At 59.9% G+C, this 22,927-nt stretch carries 13 protein-coding genes; 7 read left to right on the top strand and 6 right to left on the bottom strand.

The genetic code is table 11. The annotated features are described in order from the left end of the window. The first annotated feature begins 22 nt into the window (after positions 1 to 22). On the top strand, positions 23 to 2,575 hold the full coding sequence (locus COW1_RS01260; protein WP_201345195.1) for an ATP-binding protein: 2,553 nt from the start codon (positions 23 to 25) through the stop codon (positions 2,573 to 2,575). A gap of 56 nt (positions 2,576 to 2,631) precedes the next feature. Here the strand turns inward: COW1_RS01260 and COW1_RS01255 are convergent, their stop codons facing one another. The 6 genes from COW1_RS01255 to COW1_RS01230 form a co-directional block, all read right to left on the bottom strand. Next, complete coding sequence (locus tag COW1_RS01255) at positions 2,632 to 3,495, bottom strand: crotonase/enoyl-CoA hydratase family protein (RefSeq protein WP_201345194.1); 864 nt, start codon at positions 3,493 to 3,495, stop codon at positions 2,632 to 2,634. A gap of 333 nt (positions 3,496 to 3,828) precedes the next feature. After that, a complete protein-coding gene (locus COW1_RS01250) occupies positions 3,829 to 3,978 on the bottom strand; it encodes a hypothetical protein (protein WP_201345193.1) in 150 nt (49 codons plus the stop codon). Positions 3,979 to 4,036: 58 nt separating this feature from the next. Next, positions 4,037 to 5,187, bottom strand: a protein-coding gene (locus COW1_RS01245; protein ID WP_201345192.1) for an IS3 family transposase whose coding sequence is annotated in 2 segments (ribosomal slippage) — positions 4,037 to 4,941 and positions 4,941 to 5,187 — 1,152 coding nt in all. Because the reading frame shifts where the segments join, the coding sequence is not laid out codon by codon here. A 62-nt stretch (positions 5,188 to 5,249) separates the two neighbouring features. After that, entirely contained in the window at positions 5,250 to 6,047 is a 798-nt protein-coding gene (locus COW1_RS01240; RefSeq protein ID WP_201345191.1) for a DNA methyltransferase, read from the bottom strand. A 13-nt stretch (positions 6,048 to 6,060) separates the two neighbouring features. After that, the gene (locus COW1_RS01235; protein WP_201345190.1) at positions 6,061 to 7,218 is read right to left on the bottom strand and encodes a Fic family protein; all 1,158 of its coding nucleotides are present in this window, start codon (positions 7,216 to 7,218) and stop codon (positions 6,061 to 6,063) included. Positions 7,219 to 7,404: 186 nt separating this feature from the next. Next, on the bottom strand, positions 7,405 to 10,113 hold the full coding sequence (locus COW1_RS01230; protein ID WP_201345189.1) for a DEAD/DEAH box helicase family protein: 2,709 nt from the start codon (positions 10,111 to 10,113) through the stop codon (positions 7,405 to 7,407). A 256-nt stretch (positions 10,114 to 10,369) separates the two neighbouring features. Between COW1_RS01230 and COW1_RS01225 the strand changes: the two genes are divergently transcribed. The 6 genes from COW1_RS01225 (at position 10,370) to drmD (COW1_RS01200) (ending at position 22,926) form a co-directional block, all read left to right on the top strand. Then, positions 10,370 to 10,594 carry an AlpA family transcriptional regulator gene (locus COW1_RS01225; protein WP_201345188.1) on the top strand — a complete coding sequence of 75 codons (225 nt, stop codon included), beginning with the start codon at positions 10,370 to 10,372 and terminating at the stop codon, positions 10,592 to 10,594. A gap of 186 nt (positions 10,595 to 10,780) precedes the next feature. Continuing rightward, positions 10,781 to 10,972, top strand: coding sequence for a CopG family transcriptional regulator (locus COW1_RS01220; RefSeq protein ID WP_201345187.1), 192 nt, complete (start codon positions 10,781 to 10,783; stop codon positions 10,970 to 10,972). Between the two features lie 56 nt (positions 10,973 to 11,028). Then, complete coding sequence (locus COW1_RS01215; protein WP_201345186.1) at positions 11,029 to 12,072, top strand: DNA cytosine methyltransferase; 1,044 nt, start codon at positions 11,029 to 11,031, stop codon at positions 12,070 to 12,072. A 94-nt stretch (positions 12,073 to 12,166) separates the two neighbouring features. Beyond that, positions 12,167 to 15,355 (top strand): DISARM system SNF2-like helicase DrmD, encoded by a 3,189-nt coding sequence (drmD, locus tag COW1_RS01210; protein WP_201345185.1) that lies wholly within the window; start codon positions 12,167 to 12,169, stop codon positions 15,353 to 15,355. Further along, on the top strand, positions 15,352 to 19,794 hold the full coding sequence (locus tag COW1_RS01205; RefSeq protein WP_201345184.1) for a type IIL restriction-modification enzyme MmeI: 4,443 nt from the start codon (positions 15,352 to 15,354) through the stop codon (positions 19,792 to 19,794). The genes drmD (COW1_RS01210) and COW1_RS01205 overlap by 4 nt, the downstream gene beginning before the upstream one ends. Before the next feature lie 15 nt (positions 19,795 to 19,809). Continuing rightward, the gene (gene drmD / locus COW1_RS01200; protein WP_201345183.1) at positions 19,810 to 22,926 is read left to right on the top strand and encodes a DISARM system SNF2-like helicase DrmD; all 3,117 of its coding nucleotides are present in this window, start codon (positions 19,810 to 19,812) and stop codon (positions 22,924 to 22,926) included. Position 22,927: the final 1 nt, after the last annotated feature.

Genomic DNA, 22,927 nt, shown 5'->3' with positions numbered 1-22,927 from the left:
CCCGGAATAAACGGAAGTCTGGATGCAGAACAATCAATACACAATAAAAACTGCATGGGACAGGATCAGGAAAACGCTTGCGGCCAGGGATGACAGCGAACACGAACAGGCCCTCATCCGCCTCGCCATCGGCGGCATCATCTTCCTCTACTTCATTTCGCCGATGCCATTGCTCTGGGATGAGCACGAATCGGATCTTCTCTTCCCCAGACTGATCAGCAGCAGCTTCCTCCTGGTATCGCTGGGAATCATTGCCGCTATCCTGATAAGGCCGGCAAAATCTACCGCCAGACGCCTCCTGGGCATGGTCGTCGATCTCGCCACCCTCTCCCTGGTCATGGCCCTGACGGGGGGCTACGGAACACCGCTGTTCGCCATCTATCTGTGGGTGATCGTCGGCAACGGCTTCCGTTACGGCGAGCGCTATGTGGACATCTCGATGGCACTGAGCCTTGTCGGCTTCTCCGCGGTTCTGCTGTTGAGCGAGTATTGGCAGCAGCACCTGGACATCGGCGTCAGCCTGCTGTTGCTGCTCATCATGCTGCCGCTCTACATCAAGGTACTGCTGCGCAAACTCTACGAGGCGATTCAGAAGGCCAACCAGGCCAACGAGGCGAAATCGCGCTTCCTGGCCAATATGAGCCACGAACTCCGCACCCCGCTCAACGGGGTTATCGGGATGAGCGAATTGCTGCAGGATACGCGCCTGGATGACGAACAGCGCGACCTGGTCAAGACGGTCCACCTCTCGGCAAGGACGCTGCTCGGCCTGATCAACAATGTTCTCGACCTCACCAGGATCGAGGCAGGCAAGACCAGCATAGAGAAGAACCGCTTCGATCTGCACTCGCTGGTAAACAGCACGGTGCGACTGCTCGAGGTACAGGGCAAACGCAAGGAACTGCTTGTCTCCGCCCATATCGACCCGCAGATTCCGTTCATGCTCGAGGGAGATGAACTTCACCTCCGGCAGGTCCTGGTGAACCTGCTCGGCAACGCCATCAAATTCACCGATCACGGATCCGTAACGCTGCGCGTCCTACCGGCGGGCGGAACCAGCTTCAAACCCCGCATACGTTTCGAAATCGAAGATACCGGGATCGGTATTGCGGAGGACAAACTCGACCACATCTTCGAGAATTTCAGCCAGGCCGATCACTCCGTCACACGACAGTATGGCGGCTCGGGACTGGGAACAACGATTGCCAAGCAGTTGGTGGAACTCATGGGGGGCACCATCGGTGTCCGGAGCACGCCGGGAGAGGGCTCCACCTTCTGGTTTGAAGTTCCGATGACACTGCTGCGCGATGAGGTGGAAAGCGACAACGGCAGGCTGGAGTCAATGCGTATCCTGCTGCTCGCCAGCGAGAAGCTGGCTGCGGCAATCCGCCCTGCCCTGCGCGGCTGGGGGGTCGAGTTCGATTGGGCGACCACCCCCGCGCATGCGCTTTCGCTGATGCTGGAGGCAAGCGAGAGCGAATGCGCCTACGACGTGGCGCTGCTCGACCAGACCGCACTCAATATGGAGCCGGACCTGTTCGCCAGAGTCATTCGCAGCGACGACTCCATTATGGAGATCGCGCTGATCCTCCTTGTGGACAGAGAGCTCGATCGTGTCGGCATGCACAGGCTTGAATGCGACTATTCCTCCGTCCTGTCGCAGCCGCCGGAGAAAACCCTTCTGTTCAACGCCATCCATGCCGCACGCAGCGAAATGCAGCTGGATGAAAACGTCGTCACTCTATCCGACTACCACCGCCAGAACAGCAGCGTCTCCGAACTCAATATCCTCGTTGCCGAAGACAACGACATCAACCAGAAGGTTATCAACGGCATCCTCAAGCGCGCGGGACACCATGTCGACATCGTGGACGATGGCGAGAAAGCGCTGGATGCACTAACCGACGGCCGCCGACACTACGATCTTGCAATACTCGATATGAACATGCCGCATAGCAGTGGCATCGAAGTGCTGAAGGCATTCCGGTTTTTCGACACTTCCGGCTCGGTACCGGTGATCATGGTCACCGCCGATGCCACGCTGGAGACAATGAACAGCTGCCTGGATGCCGGCGCACACGCCTATATCACCAAGCCGATCGACGCCCACAATCTTCTGGAGACGATTGCCGGACTGGTCAGGGGCGGTGAGGCAACCACAGGACGCACGGCGGACACTGAACGGCAAGGCAGGACCAGCAGCCTGACAAAGAACATCGTTCTCGACCAGGAAGCACTGAACCGTCTCGCCAATCTGGGTTCGGGAATCGACTTCGTGGCAGAACTTATCGATGGCTTCTGCGACGACAGTCGCGCACTGCTGCGCCGGGCGGAGCAGGCGATCGAGGAACAGGACTACCTTGATTTTCGCGAGGCGGTACACGCGCTCAAGGGCAGCGCGGTCGAACTCGGCGCCATAGAATTCGTGCAGCTCTGCGAAAAGACCGAAACGATCAAGCCCTATGAAATGTCTGGCCCGGCCCCCGCGAACAGCATGAGGCAGCTGCGCCTCGCCCATGGACACCTGCTCGAGACAATGCAGGGATATCTTACTCAACAACGCGAAATGCGTTGAAACCACCCCATTTTGCGGAATGGAGTGGCCCCAGAAAACCCCGTGCCGCAAGTCTCCTACTTGGCGTTCTGCCGACTGACAAGACGCTCCATCATACGCAGATCACGCTTCCCCAGGCGCAGCGCTGCTTCGACCCAGACCGTGGTGATAGCGAGAAGCTCCCTGTAATCCAGGGTATTGCAGATATCCCTGACCTCACGCATGGCACGATATCCGTTGGCAGCCCTGTCGGCACGCTTGATGTACTCGAGCACGGCCAGTTCACCCTCACCCTTCTCAGCAAGGATATCCACCACCCCCATCTCATACAGTTCCTCGGCACTGTAGAGTTGCCCGCTCAGAATCATCTGTTCAGCCCGCCCGGTACCGATTCTCCGCGACAGCAGGCTGTAGGCACCCATCCCCGGGAACAGATTGAACAGGATCTCAGGCAGTCCCATCCGGGTGCCGCGCTCCGCAATGAGCACGTTGCTCGACAGTGCCGCCTCGAATCCGCCGCCCAGCGCATCGCCCTGCACCAGCGATATCGTGGTCAGGTCGCGCTCCAGATGGACAATATTCTGGTAGAGAACATTGATGCATGCCTTGGCATAATCGAGCAGGCCATCATGATCACCGGCGGCGATCAGGGAACGGAACAGATTGAGATCACCGCCGAGATTGAAGACACCATCGACGTCGGAAGCAAGCACCAGATAACGGTAGTCACGCCCTCCCTCGCTATCCTGCTCCTGGCGGACGCAGGTGAACCACTGATCGATGTCCTGCAGCAACTCGGGATTGAAGCAGGGACGCGGTGCTGCATGCATAAAGTACCAGCCGACCCTGTACTTCTCCTCGTAGTGGGTTGTGAGGTGGCGGTAAGGGGTATTCTCGGAAATCTGAAGCGCTGAAACACGATCACTGGCCAGACTGTACATTGGTCTCTCCTGGGTAACGGTTGATAGTCTACGCAAATGCAACATCCCCTTGCGTATATATCAATGCCGGTGGAAATCCACAAATCCATCTGATCGGAAGCCGCAACCCTGCTGTAATAACCACTACGGCATTGATTAATAAATATTACACACATCAACAAATTACCCAATCGCACCCAGTTTGACCAGCGCTATAAACCTCACATGCTCCATTCTTATGACGGGCGCGAGATTCATGCTAAGCTGCGCGTATGATATGCGGGGCGCTACATGCGTTCGTTGTTGAGAGTCGTCAGCAGGAGACCTCCGCTGCCGCCCTCCCAAGGACCCAGGTCACTGAGCAGGCTCAAAGTGCACGGACTCCTGGAAAGCCGCGACTATGCGGAACTTCACAGCATCCTCAACTACCTCGGCATCGCCGCGTTCGTGATCGACGTTGAGGGCGACGACGTCTATCGTCTTGCCGCCATCAATGAACGCCATGAGCAGTTGACCGGGATGCGGCACGCCGACTGCGCGGGGCTGAATCGCCCCGGGTTCCCTAGACACTCCCGAGCCGTCCGGTAGTCTTCTGCTCGAACTGGACCGGAGGCAGTCCCGCGTTGTAGCCGTGACGCCGTTTGGTGTTGTAAAACAGCTCGATGTAATCAAAGATATCGGCCCGCGCCTCATCACGCGTGGCATAGATCCGCCGTTTGATCCGTTCCCGCTTCAGCAGCTGGAAGAAGCTCTCAGCCACCGCATTGTCGTGGCAGTTGCCGCGCCGACTCATTGAGCAGATCAAGCCATGCTCCTTGATGAAGTGCTGCCACTCGTGGCCGGTGTACTGGCTCCCTTGGTCGGAATGGATGATCAGACCCGGCTTGGGCTTGCGTCGCCATACCGCCATCAGCAGTGCCTTGAGCACCAAGTCGGCGTAGATCCGAGACTGCATAGACCAACCCACCACCTGGCGCGAGCACAGATCCACCACCACCGCCAGGTACAGCCAGCCCTCATAGGTCCGGATCATAGTGATGTCCGTCACCCAAGCCTGGTTCGGTGCCTCGGGGTCGAACTGCCGATCCAACGTATTCGCGGCGACAACGGCGGGCTTACCACCATAGTGGCTGCGCCGCTTGTTGTAGCCGACCTCGGCCTTGATGCCTGCCAGGCGCATAAGGCGGTAAACGCGGTGCTTACCGCAGCCCTCACCCAGTTCACGCAGGTCGTCGTGGATCTTGCGGTAGCCATACACACAGCCGCTTTCCAACCATGATTGCTTCACCAGCCCCGTCTGTCTTCGGTCTTCTTTCGCCCGAGGCGACAAGGGCTCCTTGAGCCAGGCATAAAAGCCACTGGGGTGCACGTCCAGCACCCGACACATCGTGCGCACACGGAATTCTTGCCGGTGGCTTCGAATAAATTCGTACTTCAGCCGGACTCCTTGGCGAAGTACGTTGCGGCCTTTTTTAGGATGTCACGCTCCTCCGTGACACGGCGCAACTCAGTCTTCAGGCGCCGCAGCTCGCGCTGCGCTTCATCCAGCTCCTCGTCTTTGGCCTGTTTGGGCCCGAACTGCTTCAGCCAGGCATACAGGCTGTGCGTGGTCACCCCCAGTCGCTGCGCCACCTCGGCGACCGGATACCCCCGGTCCGTGACTTGGCGAACCGCCTCCTGCTTAAATTCGTCTGTGTATCGCTTTCCGCTCATTGGTCACCTCTTTTTCAGCCATCATAATATGGCTCGGAGGTGTCTACCAGAACCGGGGCGATTCATTTACCATTTCCAGCGTCAGACAAAACATACTCTCTACCTTCTTCGTCAGTTAATATCTTTTGCTTTCTAGCCCTGACATATTCTTCTTTCGAATTCCATTCAATGGAAACAGGATTTAATCTGGATGAATTTGACTTTGAATAGATATAAACCGTGTCATGCCGCTTGTTGAATGAAGTTTCAAGATAGCGATTCCAACCGGAATAATGCCATACAACCTCGCTTCGAAAGTTACCTTCTCCAAACACCTCATCAAGAATAATTCGCAAATACGAATTTCTTCTGAAATCACAATGCATAAAGAACCATCCATCTTCAGATAGTAGCTCTTTAAGTAGCAGAAACCGCTCATACATAAACTGCAGATAATTATCATTCGCCCAGATATCCGTGTACTGGATCTGCTCGCCGAGGGTGTATTCCTCGCCGTCGATCTTGGTCGTGCCCTTGGCGCCGCGCAGCTGTACCTTGCGCACATAATCCGCGCCGGAATCGAACGGCGGGTCGATGTAGATCAGTTTGACCTTGCCGCGAAAGCCGTTGGCCAGCAGATAGGCCAGCACGTCCTTGTTGTCGCCGTGGAACAGCAGGCCGCCCTTCGGGAACTGCTCCGGCCAGTCGGACCAGTCGACGTCGGCCAGCGGGGCGTCCGTCTGCACCTCGAAACGCTCGACCAGTTGTGCGGGATAGGCGCGCACCGACGTCAGCGGGCGCTTGCCCACCCAGGTGAGCATGGGCCGGCCCTTGGCCTTGGTGATTTTGACGTTATTGGCTTTCTCGGGGTTCTTGCTCATCACACGGTTCCGTCTAGCGAATGGGTTCGGTGCCTTCGCTCAGCACCTGGATATATTGATCGTACACGAACAACCGGTTGCGGCGGTTGCCGGTCAGCTCGCGCAGCATCCCCTGCTCCTCCAGCAGGCCGATGCAACGGCTGATGCTGGTGCGGTTAATACCGGTGGCCGCGGCGGCCTGGCCGATGTTGACGATGGGCCGCTGCTTGAGCAGCTCGTGCAGCTGCAGGCAGGAACCGGCAATGCGGCCCAGCTCTTTGATCCGCTCGCGGTCCTGCTCGAACAGGGCCAGCAGCCGGCGGGCGCTGTCCACGGCCTGTTGCGCGGTGTCACGCACACCGCGCAGGAAGAAGCGCATCCAGCCCTCCCAGTCGCCGTGGGTGCGGATGCGGTTGAGGCGATCGTAGTATTCGGTGCGGTTGAGCTTGAAGTACAGACTCAGGTACAGCAGGGGCTCGGCCAGCAACCCCTCGGTGCACAGCAGCAGGGTGATGAGCAGCCGCCCCAGCCGGCCGTTGCCGTCAAGGAAGGGGTGGATGGTCTCGAACTGGGCGTGCGCCAGGCCCGCCTTCATCAGCACCGGCAGGCTGTCATGGTGCAGGAAGTGCTCGAAGGGGTCCAGGCAGTCCATGAGCCGTTCCGCCGGCGGCGGCACGAAGGCGGCATTGCCCGGCCGGGTGCCGCCCAGCCACACCTGGCTGCGGCGAAATTCGCCCGGGGTCTTGTCACTGCCGCGGGCGCCGTCCATGAGCACGGCATGAATCTCGCGCAGCAGCCGCAGGGACAGCGGGAAGCCCTCGCGCATCCGACGCAGGCCGTGCTCCATGGCGGCCACGTAGCGGGAAACCTCGCGGGTGTCGTCCACGGGTACGCCTGGGGCCTCGTCCAGCTCGAACAGCAGCAGGTCCGAGAGCGAGGACTGGGTGCCCTCGATCTGGGAGGACAACACCGCTTCCTTGCGGACATATTGATAGAGAAACAGCCGGGTGTCCGGCAGGACGGCAGCCATGCCATCCAGGCGGCCGAGGGCCTGATTCGCGCCGGCGAGCAGATCGAGCAGGTCACCGTCCAGTTCCAGCGGCGGTTCGGGCGGCAGCGGGGTGGGCAGGAAGGCGCGGTAGGTCTCCCCGGTCGTGGTACAGTTCACGTACTGGCCGCTCTGGCGCTCCAAACTTTCCCCTCGTTCCTATGGGTGACTCAAGGTTGCATAGCCTAGGCGGAAACCGCTTATTATGCAACTTTTCATGGATAAAGTTGCGTAATAAGGCTGAATCGAGCGGCTTATGCAACTTCCAGGAATTTGCGTGATTCTGGCGATTTCTTATTAAATCTTATCAGGTTAAAGCTGCACAGGGATTCAGTCGCCACTGATGAAGGCCCTGGCCGTCTCCAGGGCGTCGGCGTGCAGCATGCCGTTGGCGAACACCACCTCGTAGTGGAGGGTGTCGGGGTTCAGGTCCTGCCAGCGCTGCAGGGCGACGGCCTTGCGGCCCTCGGCGGTCTGCGGGGCCTCGCCGTTGCGATAGCGTTCCAGGTCGGCCCGGATGTCGGCGCTGTGTTCGTCCTTTTTCACCTCCACGATCAGGTGCCGGCCGTCCTTGCGCCGGATGACGAAGTCGGGGGTATAGCGGTGCCAGCGGCCGTCGTCGCCCAGGTATTCGGCGAACAGCTCCGTCTTGCCCGGATCGGTCAGCCCGCCGGTGAACCAGACGCCGTCGACCTCGTCGGGGTGCTGCTTGAGCAGCTGCAGGACCCGCTCCAGATACTCGACTTCAGGCTGGGAATCGAAGTTGTAGCCCTCGTAGTGGAAGCTGTACTTCTGCGCCAGTTCATCGTCGGCGAAGTTGTTCGCCACCTTATATAGATTCTCTCGATCTTTGGCGAAACTGATCCGGGCGGTATAGACGGGCACACCGTTCCTGGTTTTTACCTGGAAGCCGTCGGTCTTGACCAGAGCCAGGGCTACGTCGATCTCTTCCCAGTCCTGTTCATAGTCGCTGCGCTGGGCTTCGATCTGTCTGGCGAGATCCTCCAGGTGATGCTCGGGCACGACATCGGCATCGCCATAGGCGGCACGCAGGGCGGTCAGGGTCTCATCGAGCGCAAGATGATAGTTGGCGGCAAGCTCGGCGGCGGCACCGTAGAGTTCGTAAGTCATGGGTTCGATCTCGAAGCTGTCCTCGCTGCCGTCGACCCGGATCAGGCGGGTCTTGCCCTCCTTGGGCTCGGCGATGGTGAAGGTCCCCACCAGGCCCTTGTGCGCATATTCGACAGTGGGCTTGACCAGTTTGAGCGGTTTTTTCTCAGCGTCCGGCTTGCGACGGAAACGCATGACCTGCTTCTTGATCAGAATCGGCGGCAGGTCCGGCGTGCGCAGTTCCACCGTCTTCTCCACCCGCTCGGTCTGGGTCGAGTTCAGATCCACCAGACTGGTGCCGTAGGTCTCTGTAAGTTGCTTTTCCAGAATGGACTTGTTGCCCTTGGAGACATACACCCGGGCGGAGCGGTCGTTGTCCGGCACCTGGCGCAGGCAACGCGTGGCCGCCTGCAACACGAAGTTGTTGCTGGACTTGAGTTTGCGCACCAGGCCGCAGGCGAACAGGCTCGGACAGTTCCAGCCCTCCGTACCCATGTTCACCAGCAGGATGATCCGATGCGGCGACGCCGGGTCGTTGGCGACCCGGTAGAACTCACGCTTGGTCTCCTCGCTCGATTTGCTGTGCACGGCCAGCACGGAGGAGGTGTCGATGCCTTTCAGGGCGAGCGCGGAATCCACCGCCGGTCGCAGATCGTCCAGGGTATTGGTATTGGGGAAGTACAGAGCCAGGCGTGCGGGCGAGCCGTCATGGATGCGCACATCCCAATAGTCTTCGATGAAGTCGTCGATGATTTCCCGGACCAGGTGCTCCGCATCGGCCTCGTCCATATCGAAAATGCGGATGTTGTTCGCCAACTCCTTGAGCACACCGTCCTGAATGCCCTCGCCAAGGCCGTACCAGATGACCACGTCGCGCAGCGGCTGGCGCTCGAAATAGGGTGTACCCGTGGTGTTGACCACCACGATCAGGTTGGTCTCGCTGGCGAGATAATCCACCGTCTTGCGAACCTTCTTGATGCCCTGTTCGACGAACTCCAGCTCACCGGTCTCGCTATTCTCTTTCCACTGTCCCAGCAGTTTCTGACCGTAGGTGTGATGCGCCTCATCGGAGAAGATGGCCAGATGCGGCAGAGAGGCGATGGCACTGAGGCGCAGGTTGGCCTCTTCCCGGGCGTGTTCCTCGGTCTTGTTCAGCCAGTCCATCTGGCCATAGCTCTTGCGCCGGCCGGTGGATTTCTGAATGCGGATCTTCTCGGTGTTGGTGACCACCACATTCCAGGAACTGCCCCAGACCACCGGCAGTTCCTTGTCGCCGTCACGGGTAAAGGTGAGCTTGAGACTGGCCGCGAAGGGTTTGTACATGCGCGGCGGCAGAATCCGCTCAAAGGGGATATCGGCGATCTCGCGCAGGGATTCCACAATGGTCTTGCCCGGGGCGAAGATCAGCGCGTTCTGGACAAAGGGACCCTCGGGATATTCCTGCGCCATAGCGAATTCGGTCGCCACGATGGTGCCCATCAGAATGGTTTTCCCCGCCCCCATGGCCAGGGCCAGGATATAGCTGGGGTAATCGAGGGTCAGGGTTTCACGCAGGCTCTCCAGGGAGTGTTTTTTGACAAACCGGTTGTCGGTCCGAATGCGCTCATAGAGCGCGTCCCAGCCTTCGTCCTCGATAAAATCGCGCACTTCCTCCGCATTGAGCCCCATTGCCTCCCGGCGTTCTCTGGCCTTGGGAAACAGTTGCTCATAGAGCTTGATGATGCGGGGTGTATTCTGGACCAGGCGCAGATACCAGTAGGTTTCCAGGGCACGGTACTGCGCCTTGCGCAGGAACCGAAGCTGGCCTTCTTCCGCGTCTTCGACCGCGAAATCCAGTATCTCGGCAATCGTGGGATACTGTTCAGATGGATAGCCTTGTTCGCGCCACTCACTGACACGGCCGGCCAAGGCTTCATGCAGGTGGGACATTCAGCGTATAAATCCTTGTTTTTTTCTGCACTGGGGTACTTACTTCAAATAATCATTAAGGGAGTGTACGAACCTTTCACGCACAAAAAAAGCCCCGCAATGGGGCTTTTGAATGGCGGTGGAAAGATAACACAAGGCAAATTATTCTGACTATCCGCTTATTGCCGTTTCCCAGAAATACCCAGTAACCGCCAAGCCCTTGATACCCCCGGCCTATGAAGCGTTCATTGCGGAAACACAGCGGAGGAACGCAAACATGGCAGATGACCTACTCACCCAGAAACAGCTGGCTCAGCGGTGGGCCCTGAGCGAACGCACCCTGGAGCGCTGGCGCTGCACGGGACTAGGTCCGGTATACATCAAACTGGGCCACTCGGTTCGTTACAGAATGGCAGATATCGAGGCCTTTGAACAGGCTGGTACCCAAAACCGGCCAATTAGAGGCAACGATCGTCTAATCAGAGTATTCAGCACTAAATAATTTCAGCAGCCCTGTTCCTTCAAGCAGAAGATAGCCTCCACTCTAAAGTAGTGGCGAAGGATCATCAGGCGGATCCAATGGTTGATTGAACCGCTCTAGACACAGTCTAATTTTCACTTTCCATGCAACTTTCAGCTACACCCTTGCACCACCCTGGTGTAAAGTGGTGAAAACTGGAAAAATCCAATGATGACCAAACGATCCAGCAGAAAGACCGACCCCAAGACCGTACGAGCCTCGATCAGTTTCCCGGCCGAAGTGTATGCGGAGCTGGAGCGAATCGCCGAATCCCACAAGGTTTCACTGGCCTGGGTGGTCCGCCAGGCTGCCGAGCGATATGTCCAAGACGTCAAAACCGGACACGAAAAGGGACTCTAGGGTCATACGGTCAAAGTGCTTTCACGGCGTAATTGTATTGAACGAGAAAAAATAACATGAAGGAAACGATAGCCGCCGTCGATTTGTTCTGTGGCGCGGGGGGACTTACAAAAGGGCTCGAGAAAGTCGGCGTGGACGTACGCCTAGGTGTGGATATCGATCCCACATGCGCCTACCCCTATGAAGCGAACAACGAGGCACGATTCCTTTTAAAGCCTGTCGAACGGGTCTCGGCACCTGAGTTGCTCGAAGCCCTGAACGGTGCACCATATCGATTGCTCGCGGGATGCGCACCTTGTCAGCCCTTCTCGACCTACAGCCAGGGGAAGGACAAATCTTCCGACCATCGGTGGCACCTTCTGCGCCAGTTCGCTCGCCTGGTCCGCGAGACCGAACCCGAGTTGGTCACGATGGAAAACGTCCCGAGACTCGCAGAGCAGGATATCTTCGACGAATTCGTGGCCAAACTTCGGCGATTGAAGTTCCACGTTTCCTATCGAACCGTCCATTGTGCGGATTACGGTGTACCGCAACAACGCCAACGCTTGGTTCTCCTCGCGTCCAGACTCGGACCAATCGAGCTGATTCCACCGACACATGCACAAGGGAAGCACCGCACCGTCCAAGACGCCATTGGCAAGCTCCCCCCCATAGAGGCGGGCGAGACACATGAACGCGACCCATTGCACCAAGCGTGCTCGCTCTCACCGATCAACCTGGAGCGGATAAAGGCATCGGTCCCCGGTGGTTCGTGGCGCGACTGGGACGAACGTCTGGTTGCCGCATGCCACAAGCGTTCGTCGGGCAAGAAATATTCGAGCATCTATGGTCGCATGTGCTGGGATCTTCCTGCGCCGACCTTGACCACTCAGTTCTACAACTTCGGTAGCGGACGATATGGCCACCCGGAACAGGACAGAGCGATCTCTTTCCGGGAGGGTGCGCTCATCCAAGGTTTTCCACGCAATTATCGCTTCTTCGAGCCAGGGGAACGTATCGGTCGCAACGAACTGGGCCGCCTCATAGGTAATGCCGTGCCGGTGAGGCTGGGCGAAGTCATTGGCAGGAGCATTCTGAAGCACGTCGGCGAATACGGCTGACGATTTACGTTTGAAGAGCCGCGTCGACCTCACCAAGGAGCATGGTCGTCGCGGCATTCGGCGCTTCCATGCGCCATCACACCATGGGAAATGTATGTCCGCGATCGTTACACCAGATCAGTCTCGGCAAGTGCTCGCCTTCGCGGTTCCGGAGCCGGGCCAGCTCGTGGAAGTCCGCCGGCGGCGGTGGGTCGTCGGAGACGTCCAGGGTGCCGCCATCGATGGCGGCACCGAAGGAGCTCCCTGGCAGCATCTTGTGAACTTGACGTCGATCGACGAGGACGCGCTGGGCGAAGAACTCGATGTCGTTTGGGAGATCGAGCCCGGCGCTCGGATACTGGAGAAGGCTGGGTTGCCCGTGATCACTGGGCACGATGCCGCCGATCGGTTGGATGCTTTCCTCGACGCCGTAAGCTGGGGTGCGGCCACCAATGCAGACAGGTCGTTCCTCCAGGCGCCTTTTCGCAGCGGCGTGACCATCGAGGACTATCAACTCGATCCGCTCGTGCGCGCGATCGACATGGCCAGGGTCAATATTCTGATCGCCGACGACGTCGGTCTCGGCAAGACCATCGAGGCCGGGCTGGTGATCCAGGAGCTTCTGGTACGCCACCGCGCCCGTTCGGTACTCGTCGTCTGCCCCGCCTCCCTCCAGGTGAAGTGGCAAACCGAGATGCACGAAAAGTTCGGTCTGGAGTTCCGGATCGTCGACACCGACTACGTCAAGCGACTGCGTCGTGAACGTGGTATACACGCCAATCCGTGGACCTCGTTCCCCCGGCTAGTGACCTCGATGGACTGGATGAAGAGCGGCGAGGGCCTGCGCCTCATGAAGGATGTCCTGCCACCTCATGTCACCTATCCCCGCAAGTTCGATATCCTCGTGGTGGACGAAGCCCACAACGTGGCGCCCGCGGCAGCGACCCAATATGCCCTCGAAAGCCAACGCACCCGACTGATCCGCACCATTGCACCTCATTTCGAGCATCGGCTGTTTTTGAGCGCGACGCCGCACAACGGTTATCAGGAGTCTTTCACTTCCCTCCTCGAACTGCTGGACGACCAGAGGTTCGCTCGCTCCGTAATGCCCGACGAACGTCAGCTCCAGCGCGTCATGGTCAGGCGACTGAAGACCGACCTGGTGGACGCGGACGGGAAGCCGATCTACCCAAGGCGCGAATTGATGCCGCTGGAAATCGAATACACGGCGGAAGAACGCGAAATGCACGGACTCCTCCGTAAGTACACCGAAAACCGGTCGCGGAGCGTCCAGGACAGCCGTTCCGAGTACGGAACGGATTTTGTCCACAAGCTCCTCAAGAAAAGGCTGTTCTCTTCACCCGCCGCTTTCGCGGCCACACTGGCCAAGCACCGGGAAAGCTTGGAGCGAGGGCCGACCAAAAAGAGCGGCAAAACCCTGGAGGACCGCATCCTGCGCAAGGCCATCCTGCGCGCCGAGGAGGACTGGGCCGACGACGAGCGGCTCGAGGAGGCCCTGGACGATGCCACCCGCGAGGCGGGCGCTTCGGCGACACCCTTGACGACCGAGCAACGCGACATGCTCGACCGACTCGGACACTGGGCCGAATCGGCGAAGGACAGGCCGGACTCGAAGGCACGGGCCATCCTGGAATGGCTGGAATCGCATTTGAAGACCGACGGACGATGGAGCGACAGCCGCGTCATCTTGTTCACCGAATATCGCGCCACCCATGCATGGCTGCACCGGATCCTCGCGAGCCACGACTATGGAGGCGACCGCCTCGCCATCCTCCATGGTGGTATGGACAGGGACGAGCGCGAGCGAGTCAAGGCGGCATTCCAGGCCCACCCGGACGTATCACCCGTGAGAATCCTCCTGGCCACGGACGCCGCTTCGGAAGGCATCGACCTACAGAACCACTGCAGCTACCTCGTCCACATCGAGATCCCCTGGAACCCGAACGTGATGGAGCAGCGCAACGGCCGTATCGATCGTCACGGCCAGAAACACGACCGCGTGCACATCTGGCATCCTGTCGGGAACGGGTTTTCCAATGCCGCTGAGGCAACCGATCCCGCTATCGGAGAACTGGAGGGCGATCACGAATACCTCATGCGGGCCGTACTCAAGGTGAACGCCATTCGCGAAGACCTGGGCAGCGTCGGCCCCGTGATCGCTGAACAGATCGAGCAAGCGATGCTGGGGCATCGTGACCGGCTCGACACGCGCATCGCCGAAGGGAAGGCCGAACGAGCCCGTCGCTTCGTCGCTACCGAACGCAAGCTGAAGGAGCGGGTCGCCAAACTGCACGAACGCCTGTTGGAGGCGCGTAACGATTTCCATCTCTCGCCCGACCGTATCTCCAGGACCGTACGGGTCGCACTGGAACTGGCGGAGCTGCCACCGCTGAAGCCGGTGCCGTTACGAGGCGCGCCAGAGGGAAGCGCCTACGAGGTGCCGTGGCTGCCCGGTTCCTGGGGACGGGCAACGGCCGGCCTGGAGCATCCGCACACGGGCGCGCGAAGACCGATCACCTTCGACCACGAGGTCGCCAAGGGGCGTGACGACGTGGTGCTCGCCCACCTCAATCATCGCCTGGTGCAAATGTGCCTCCGACTGCTCAGGGAGCAGGTTTGGGCGCTGGAATCTCATGGCCGCAAGAATCTTCATCGCGTGACTGTCCTGGCCGTCTCCGATTCCGATCTGCGCGTCCCCGCCGTCGCCGTATGGTCGCGTCTCGTGATCACGGGCGGCAACCATCATCGCCTTCACGAGGAACTGACGCTCGCCGGAGGAGAGATCGAGCACGGAACCTTCCGGCGCATCCCGCAGGTGGGGCGCCTGGAACGACTCGTCGACGCGGGCCGCCCGATTGACCCGCCGGCGGAGCTTTTCGATGCCCTCGCCGACCGTTTCCTCCGTCACGAGGAACCGATCCGAGCGTCGGTGGAGGCGCGTTCCCGCGATCGCCTGAAGTATCTGGAAAACACCCTGGAACGGCGCAAGGTGGCAGAGATCGAGGATCTCGCTGGAGTCTTGGCCGAGCTGGAGGGCGCCATTCGCCACGAACTCGAAGCCCCCCCTCCGGCGCAGATGGAACTGTGGCCCACGGAGCAACGCGATCAGCTGCGCCGTGACGTCGAAGCGTTGCGAGCGCGCCTGGAACGCATTCCTGAGGAGCGCGAACGTGAAACCGCGGCCATCGAGGCCCGCTACGCCGGTCTCGTCGATCGCACCTTCCCGGTGGCGGTCGTTTTCCTGGTACCCCAATCTTCGATTGGTGCAGGGGCTGCGCGATGAGCGGTGTCTCCCGGCATGCCGAGTGGCTCTCGCTCGTCGAGTGGTCCGGGCCGTTCCTTGCGGTGCCCGTGCTCGAGGCGGTGTTCCCCCAAGGGATCGAGGTGGTCAAGACGGACCATCGCCAACGGCTACGCAGCGCCTACGAGGAGTGGCGCGAGGCCGTGGACGAACACGACCCGCAACTCGAAGCACTACATCGCGAATGGATACGACTCGTGCTGGAAGAGTTGCTTGAGTACGACGCCGAGGTATCCAGGCCCCGTGAAGAACTCGAAGATTCTCTGTCCTACACATCACCCGAACACGGCATCACCTTGGTTCCGGATTGGGCGGTCCTGTCCGAGGATCGGGCATGCCTGCTCGTCGCCATCCATCCGCCCGGCACCGCTCTGGAGTCGCACCTCGCCGGTGACAGCTGGCCCGCTTCGCCCATCGAGCGCATGACCCTGCTCTGCCGAGCGACGGGTGTACGTCTCGGCCTCGTCACCGACGGCGAGCGTTGGGTCCTGGTGAACGCGCCGCTCGGCGCCACGTCCAGCCACGCCTCTTGGTACGCCCGCCTCTGGTTCCAGGAACCGGTGACGCTTCAGGCGTTCCGATCCCTTCTCGGGGTTCGCCGCTGTTTCGGTCCACGCGAGGAGCGCCTCGAAGCGTTACTGGAGAAGTCCCTCGAATACCAGGAAGAGGTGACCGACACCCTCGGGCAGCAGGTTCGCCGGGCGGTGGAGGTTCTGGTCCAGGCGCTCGACCGCGCCGACGTCGACCGTAACCGCGAGCTGCTGCGGGACGTCCGACCGGCGGAGCTGTACGAAGCCGGTCTGACGGTCATGATGCGGCTGGTATTCGTGCTCTCTGCCGAGGAACGCGGCTTGCTCCTGCTCGGCGACCCGGTCTACGACCGCTGCTACGCCGTCTCCCCGCTCCGCGCACAGCTGGCGGACGAGGCCGGCCGTCACGGGCCCGAGGTGCTGGAGCGTCGCCACGACGCCTGGTCGCGGTTGCTTGCGGTGTTCCGGGCGGTCTACGGTGGCATCGAATACGAGAACCTTCTCTTACCGGCGCTCGGCGGCTCCCTGTTCGATCCGGACCGCTTTCCGTTCCTGGAGGGCCGGGCCAAGGGGACGAACTGGCGCGACACGCCCGCATCACCGCTCCCCATCGACAACCGTACCGTACTGATGTTGCTCGAGGCCTTGCAGATCCTGGAGCAGCGAAGCGGCGCCCTGCTGCTGTCCTACAAGGCGCTGGACGTAGAGCAGATTGGTCACGTCTACGAAGGCCTGCTCGAATACACCGTGGGACGTGTCCCGCGCATCACTTTGGGACTCATCGGCTCGCAGAGAGCCAAGAACCCCAACGTCATCCTGGCCGAGCTGGAATCCGCCAGGCTGGACGGCGACGACGCCCTGATCGCACTGTTGCTGGAAACCACCGGACGTTCGGAAACCGTCTTGCGTAACGCTCTGGCGCGCGAACCGGACGAAGTCCTTGCCGGAAAGGTCCTCCAGGCCTGCGGCGGCGGTGTCGAATTCGCCAAGCGGGTACTCCCCTTCGCCAACCTGCTGCGCACCGACAACTGGGGTGAGCCACTCGTCTATCGGGAGGGTTCGTTCGCGGTCACGTTGGGCACCGACCGACGCGAGACCGGCACCCACTACACGCCAAAATCCCTCACCGAAACTATCGTCGAGACGACCCTTGAACCGGCCGCCTACCTCGGGCCCGCCGAGGGCCTGCCACGTGAGGAATGGCGATTGAGGTCCACCGCCGAGCTTCTCGACCTCAAGGTCTGTGACCCAGCCATGGGTTCGGGCGCCTTCCTGGTACAGGTCTGCCGCTGGCTCGCTGAGCGGTTGGTCGAGGCCTGGGGGAAGGAGGAAGACGCCGGTCGCCGCATCACCGTGGACGGCGAGGTGATGGACGGTCTGGGTAGTCGCGATCCGATGCCGACGAGCCTCGACGACCGCGTCACCATCGCCCGCCGTCTCGTCGCAGAACGCTGCCTCTATGGCGTGGACATGAATCCCTTGGCGGTGGAGCTAGCCAAACTCTCCCTCTGGCTCACGACACTGGCCAAGGGCCGACCCTTCGGCTTCCTGGATCACAACCTGCGATGCGGCGACAGCCTACTCGGTATCCATAGACTCGACCAGCTCACCCAGTTGCGGATGAGTCCAGCCGCCGATGGCTTCCCCGCCTTCCGCAACATCGACACCATCGAAAAGGCTGTCGAACGGGCGATCGAACTACGCAGACGGCTGCGTGATACGCCCATCCGCGATATCCGGGACGTCGAAGCCATGGCCCGACTGGATGCCGAGGCTCGGCGGATGCTCGAAGCACCAGAACGCGTAGCAGACGCGCTGTTCGGAGAAGCGTTACAGGCCGGCGGTAACGCCGGGCCTCTGGAAGCCGCGCTGCAGGCGCTGGCAATAGAGGCGCAAGGCTATCTCGACGGTGACGAGGACTCTGGGCGAATGGTTATGCGTAGAGCCCAGAACGCCCTCGCCGTGGACATGCCGGAGAGCAAACCACCTCACAAACCATTCCATTGGCCGCTGGAGTTTCCCGAAGTGTTCATACGGCAGAACGGCGGATTCGACGCCTTTGTCGGCAATCCGCCATTTCTTGGAGGACAGCGCATTACGGGCGTGCTCGGAACGGACTACCGCAACTTCCTTGTGACTCACGTCGCCGAGGGCCGGCGTGGTTCGGCCGACCTCGTCGCATATTTCTTCCTGCGGACCTATTCGCTGCTTCGCATGGATAGCGGTTTCGGGCTACTCGCGGTCAATACCATCGCTGAAGGTGACACGAGGCACGTCGGCTTGGAAGCGATGGTTCGAGGCGGTGCAGTGATTCACGCCGCCTATCCAAACGAACCATGGCCAGGCAAAGCCGCGGTTGTCACCAGTCGCGTTCACGTTCGAAAGGGGGACTGGAAAGGTGAACGGAGCCTACTTGGCCATCCCGTACCCTTCATCTCTGCTTTCCTTTCCGATCGTGAGGAATGGAGCCCCAAGCGACTTCGGGCGAACGAGGGTATCGTCTTCCAAGGGTCGATCGTGCTCGGTATGGGCTTTGTACTCACGCCCACCGAGGCGAAGCGCATGCTTGAATCTGATCCGAAGAACGCAGAGGTGATCTTCCCTTACCTCAATGGGAAGGACGTCAACTCCGACCCAGAGCAACGCCCGAACCGTTGGGCAATCAACTTCTGGGATTGGCCGGAAGAACGAGCACGGGAATACGAACTGCCTTGGCGTTGGATAGAGGAGCGAGTGAAGCCGGAAAGGCAGCGTCGAAACGAACAAGGCCAATTCGTATTACGGAGACCATTACCCGAACGTTGGTGGCAATACGGGGAAAAACGCCCAGGCCTTTATCACGCCATTGGGCGGGGCCACTATTTCGAAAGCCATCCAAAGGAGTGGGACCCCAAGCTACAGCCGTTGGATAAAGTATTGGTGTGTAGCCTGGTCCAGAATTACCTCAAGTTTACTTTAGTTGAAAACAACCAAATTTACGCGCATAAGCTCGCCGTTTTCACCTGGGGTGACTATGCGCGATTTTCGCTAGTGTCATCTTCGATACATCAGGAGTGGACAAGAAAGACAAGTTCAACAATGAAAGTCGATATTAATTATTCGCCATCGGATTCGTTTCTGACTCTTGCTCTTCCTCGGGATGTAGGTTCGTTGCATGACTTAGGCGCGACCTACCACAAACTCCGTACGGATATATGCATTGACCTGAACTGCGGGTTAACGGCGCTATACAACCGCTTCCACGACTCCACCGCTAACGAACCCGATATAGAAGAGCTACGCGAGCTGCACCGTGAAATCGATTTGGCGGTCGCTCAGAGTTACGGTTGGGACGACATTAACCTTAGCCACGATTTCCATGAGTTGCCATACCTACCCGAAAAGGATCGCTTGCGTTTTACCATATCCGGGGCCGCACGCGTCGAAGTATTGAGCCGCCTTTCGGAGTTGAATCGCCAGCGCTACGAAGAAGAGGTCGCACAGGGGCTTCACGAAAGGCGGCCCACCGGCACGAAACGAGCCCGCCGTGCTCGAACTGAGGCACCCGCTCAGGCCAGCCTGGATTTCGATACAGGAACGACTGCGACACCGTCATCTCCCGGAACGAATGGACATAATTACGACCGACAAGACCTAACAACCGCGTATCCTCGCGCAGCCGAAACGCAGGCTTCATACGGTGAAGGAGAATCGTCACGTGTAGATGGGGCCGCCGCCACCATTCTCACCTTCCTGCGAAACCATTCCGGCTGGCACGCGAAAAAAGACGTTCTCGAGGCGACTGGCATCGTGCCAGGTCAGTGGAACTCGGCGATAACCGCTCTCCTCGACCGCGGCCTCGCCGAACGCCAGGGAGAACGGCGTGGTGCACGGTATCGGTTCATCGAATAGCGAGGAACGAACGGCATGCCATGGAACCCCGGACAACTCGTCAGACACATCGACGACCCCGCCAAGATAGGCACGGTCACCGATCAGACACGTCTGCGTGCGTCCGGACCCCAATACCGTGTGAACTGGAACGGCCGCCTGGACTGGCATTACGAGGAGGAGCTGGTCATCGCCGATTCCGGCGACGACGACGTTCACGAACTGGTCCGCGCAGGACGGTACGGCCGGGTCGACGATCTTCGGCGCCTGCTCACCCATGTCCATCTGGCCGGACGGCTGGCGAACGTCGTCTATGCCATGGGGTTGACCCAGACGGATTTCTACCCTCACCAGTACAAGCCACTCCTGACTTTGCTGGACTCCCCGGTCAACGGCCTGCTGATCGCGGACGAGGTGGGGCTAGGCAAGACGATCGAAGCCGGTTTGATTTGGACGGAACTGCGTGCCCGTTACGACATGCGGCGCCTGCTCGTGGTTTGCCCTGCGATGCTGCGAGAGAAGTGGCGTCTGGAACTCTCGTCACGATTCGGTCTCGACGCCCGTATCGTCGACGCGGCGGAACTGCTCCAGGAACTCGATACGGCCGAGCACCGAGAGCGGGCCTGGATCGTCAGTTACCAGGGAATACGTGTGCCGAGCGGGTGGGACCCGACGAAAACCGATACGCCGCGACGGTCCGTTCGTGCCCGCATCGCCGATTTCCTCGATCGCCACGCCGACCAGGAGCCCCTGCTCGATCTCGTGATCTTCGACGAGGCGCACTACATGAGGAATCAGGAAACCGGCTCCTGGCGCATCGGCAGCCTTCTACAGGACGTCAGCACACATCAAGTGATGCTCTCGGCCACACCCATCAACCTCGGCTCGGACGATCTATTCAACCTCTTGAGACTGCTCGACCCGGACCATTTCGAGTATCCAGACGACTTCCGCAACGTCGTTTCGGCGAACAGGCCGGTCATCGCCGCCAGTGGCGTCATCCGTGACCCGGCGAACGACGAGGCACGCATCGTGGACGCGATCCGAGAGATCAAGTCATCACGGTACTTCGCGCGATCCGAGCGAGTCGATCGCTTGATCGAGGAGACCGAAGCCGTCACGGAATGGACGACTCGGCGACGCATCGAATTCGCGGCGAAGATCGAACGGCTCAACCTGATCGCGCACATCGTCAGTCGCACGAGGAAGCGTGAGGTTCAGACCGATCTGGTGATGCGTGACGCGGGCGTGTTCGAAGCGGACATGTCTCCCGTCGAAAGGGATCTCTATCAGGCGATCACGGAAGGTACGAGAGAATACGCGTTGGCCAACGGGATCGAGCACGGGTTCCTCTTGAGCACACCGCAGCGGATGGTCGCCTCGAGCCCCGCCGCTCTGCTGCGGACCTGGAGAGACGACGTCACGGACGAAGACGCTCTGGCCGTCGCGTCCGACGAAGCCGATGTGGAAGAGGAGCGTGTGAGGGACGCGTCTTCCGGTTTGAAACGATTCCTGGCCACTCGCGTACTCCGCGAGTTCGAATTCGGAGAGCTGGTCAGACAGGATTCGAAGTTTTCGCGACTGAACGAAGCCCTGAAGAATTTCCTTGCCGAAGACCGCGAGAGCAAGGCGATCGTCTTCACGACCTTCCGGGGCACCGCCCGCTATCTGGTCGATCGGCTTTCCAGGGAAAACGTCGAAGCGGGCCTGTTGATGGGCGGAGCGGAGTTCGACAAGGAGGCCATCGTCGACGCGTTCCGGGAAGACCGCACCTGCCGGGTACTGGTGTGCACCGATGTCGCGGCCGAGGGCGTCGATCTCCAGTTCTGCCGGCTGGTGGTCAACTACGACCTACCGTGGAACCCGATGCGCATCGAACAGCGTATCGGCCGTATCGACCGTATCGGGCAGCGCGCTAAACGCATCCTCGTATGGAACTTCGTACACAAGGACACCATCGACGCCTTGATCCTCGATCGCTTGACCAGGCGTATCGGTGTCTTCGAGAGCACGCTGGGTGAAACGGAAGAGATCCTAGGCAAGGTCAGACATCTGGAAGACGTACTGCTGTCGAAGCATCTGACAACGGAGGAAGAAGCACACCTTATCGAGGAAGTCGCGCTCGCGATCGAGAACGTCAAGCGCAAGCAAGAAGAACTGGAACGGGAGGCGATCCAGTTGGTCGCCCACGGCCAACAATTGCTCGCGCAGATCGAATCATCGCGTGGCGAAGGAAAGACTGTCACGCGGCACGACCTGGTGAGGTATGTCGACGGCTATTTGCGGACGGTTCAGGGTAGCCGTTTCGTCGCGGCGCATGGCGAAGCCGATGTCTACGACATCGGATTGAGTCCGGCTTTGGCAGCCAGACTGGACGAGTTCGTGCGACGTGAAAACCTGGTCGGGAAAACCACGCTCGTCAGCGGTCAGATGCGCAGATGCCGCTTCACGGACAAGATCACGGAGAAGGCCAAGCGCGGGGAGGAGGTCGTTCACCGATTCCACCCCCTGATTCGGTTTCTCACGGATTCCATCGAGGACGATCAGGAAGCGGTTTACCCGCTTTATGCCGCCAGAATAGCAGCGGATGGCTTTGTCTCCGGCCGGTATGTTTTGGTTCCCTGGCTCGCGAGCTTTTCGGGCGTGAAGGACGAGGAGCATCTCGTGGTGGAAGCCGCCTCCCTCGGCGACGATTCCCCTATGGAGCACGGTATGGCCGAGGCGCTACTGGATGTGGTCAGGGTGTCCGGGGTCGACTGGACTACGGTGACCATAGACGTCTCGCCCGATCACGTGATCACCGCACTCGAGCGATGCGAAGATCGACTGAGAGAGAGATACCGGGAACTCAAGGACGAGAAGAATCGAGAAAACCGCGACCGGACCGAAGTACTCCTCCAGTTGCTGGACGATCACATTCAAAAGAAGCGCGATGGCTTCGAGAAACGGATCGAAAGCCACGAATTCTTCGTCTCGTTGTCGGGCGACAGCTTGGAAGGCAAGCGACGCAAGGGTCTCGCGAACGCGGAACGAAAGAAGTTGGATGACTTCCTGGCGAGAATGGAGACGCGTCGCTCCACTTTGGAGAGAAAAGGCGCGACGTTTTCGGCGGAGAAACGCGACATTTGCGCTTTGCTCGTCGATGTCACGTAGG

It is taken from the genome of Thiohalobacter sp. COW1 (assembly GCF_016629505.1).
GTDB classification, from domain to species: Bacteria; Pseudomonadota; Gammaproteobacteria; order Thiohalobacterales; family Thiohalobacteraceae; genus Thiohalobacter; species Thiohalobacter thiocyanaticus_A.
The sequence above is the reverse complement of the archived record's forward strand: the minus strand, read 5'-3'. Positions and strand labels throughout refer to the sequence as shown.

Excerpts from the sequence above, each read along its gene's own strand:
- COW1_RS01260 (WP_201345195.1), top strand. The coding sequence starts at position 23 with ATGCAGAACAATCAATACACAATAAAAACTGCATGGGACAGGATCAGG.
- COW1_RS01255 (WP_201345194.1), bottom strand. The coding sequence starts at position 3,495 with ATGTACAGTCTGGCCAGTGATCGTGTTTCAGCGCTTCAGATTTCCGAG.
- COW1_RS01250 (WP_201345193.1), bottom strand. The coding sequence starts at position 3,978 with ATGGCGTTCATTGATGGCGGCAAGACGATAGACGTCGTCGCCCTCAAC.
- COW1_RS01240 (WP_201345191.1), bottom strand. The coding sequence starts at position 6,047 with ATGAGCAAGAACCCCGAGAAAGCCAATAACGTCAAAATCACCAAGGCC.
- COW1_RS01230 (WP_201345189.1), bottom strand. The coding sequence starts at position 10,113 with ATGTCCCACCTGCATGAAGCCTTGGCCGGCCGTGTCAGTGAGTGGCGC.
- COW1_RS01225 (WP_201345188.1), top strand. The coding sequence starts at position 10,370 with ATGGCAGATGACCTACTCACCCAGAAACAGCTGGCTCAGCGGTGGGCC.
- COW1_RS01220 (WP_201345187.1), top strand. The coding sequence starts at position 10,781 with ATGATGACCAAACGATCCAGCAGAAAGACCGACCCCAAGACCGTACGA.
- COW1_RS01215 (WP_201345186.1), top strand. The coding sequence starts at position 11,029 with ATGAAGGAAACGATAGCCGCCGTCGATTTGTTCTGTGGCGCGGGGGGA.
- drmD (WP_201345185.1), top strand. The coding sequence starts at position 12,167 with ATGTCCGCGATCGTTACACCAGATCAGTCTCGGCAAGTGCTCGCCTTC.
- COW1_RS01205 (WP_201345184.1), top strand. The coding sequence starts at position 15,352 with ATGAGCGGTGTCTCCCGGCATGCCGAGTGGCTCTCGCTCGTCGAGTGG.
- drmD (WP_201345183.1), top strand. The coding sequence starts at position 19,810 with ATGCCATGGAACCCCGGACAACTCGTCAGACACATCGACGACCCCGCC.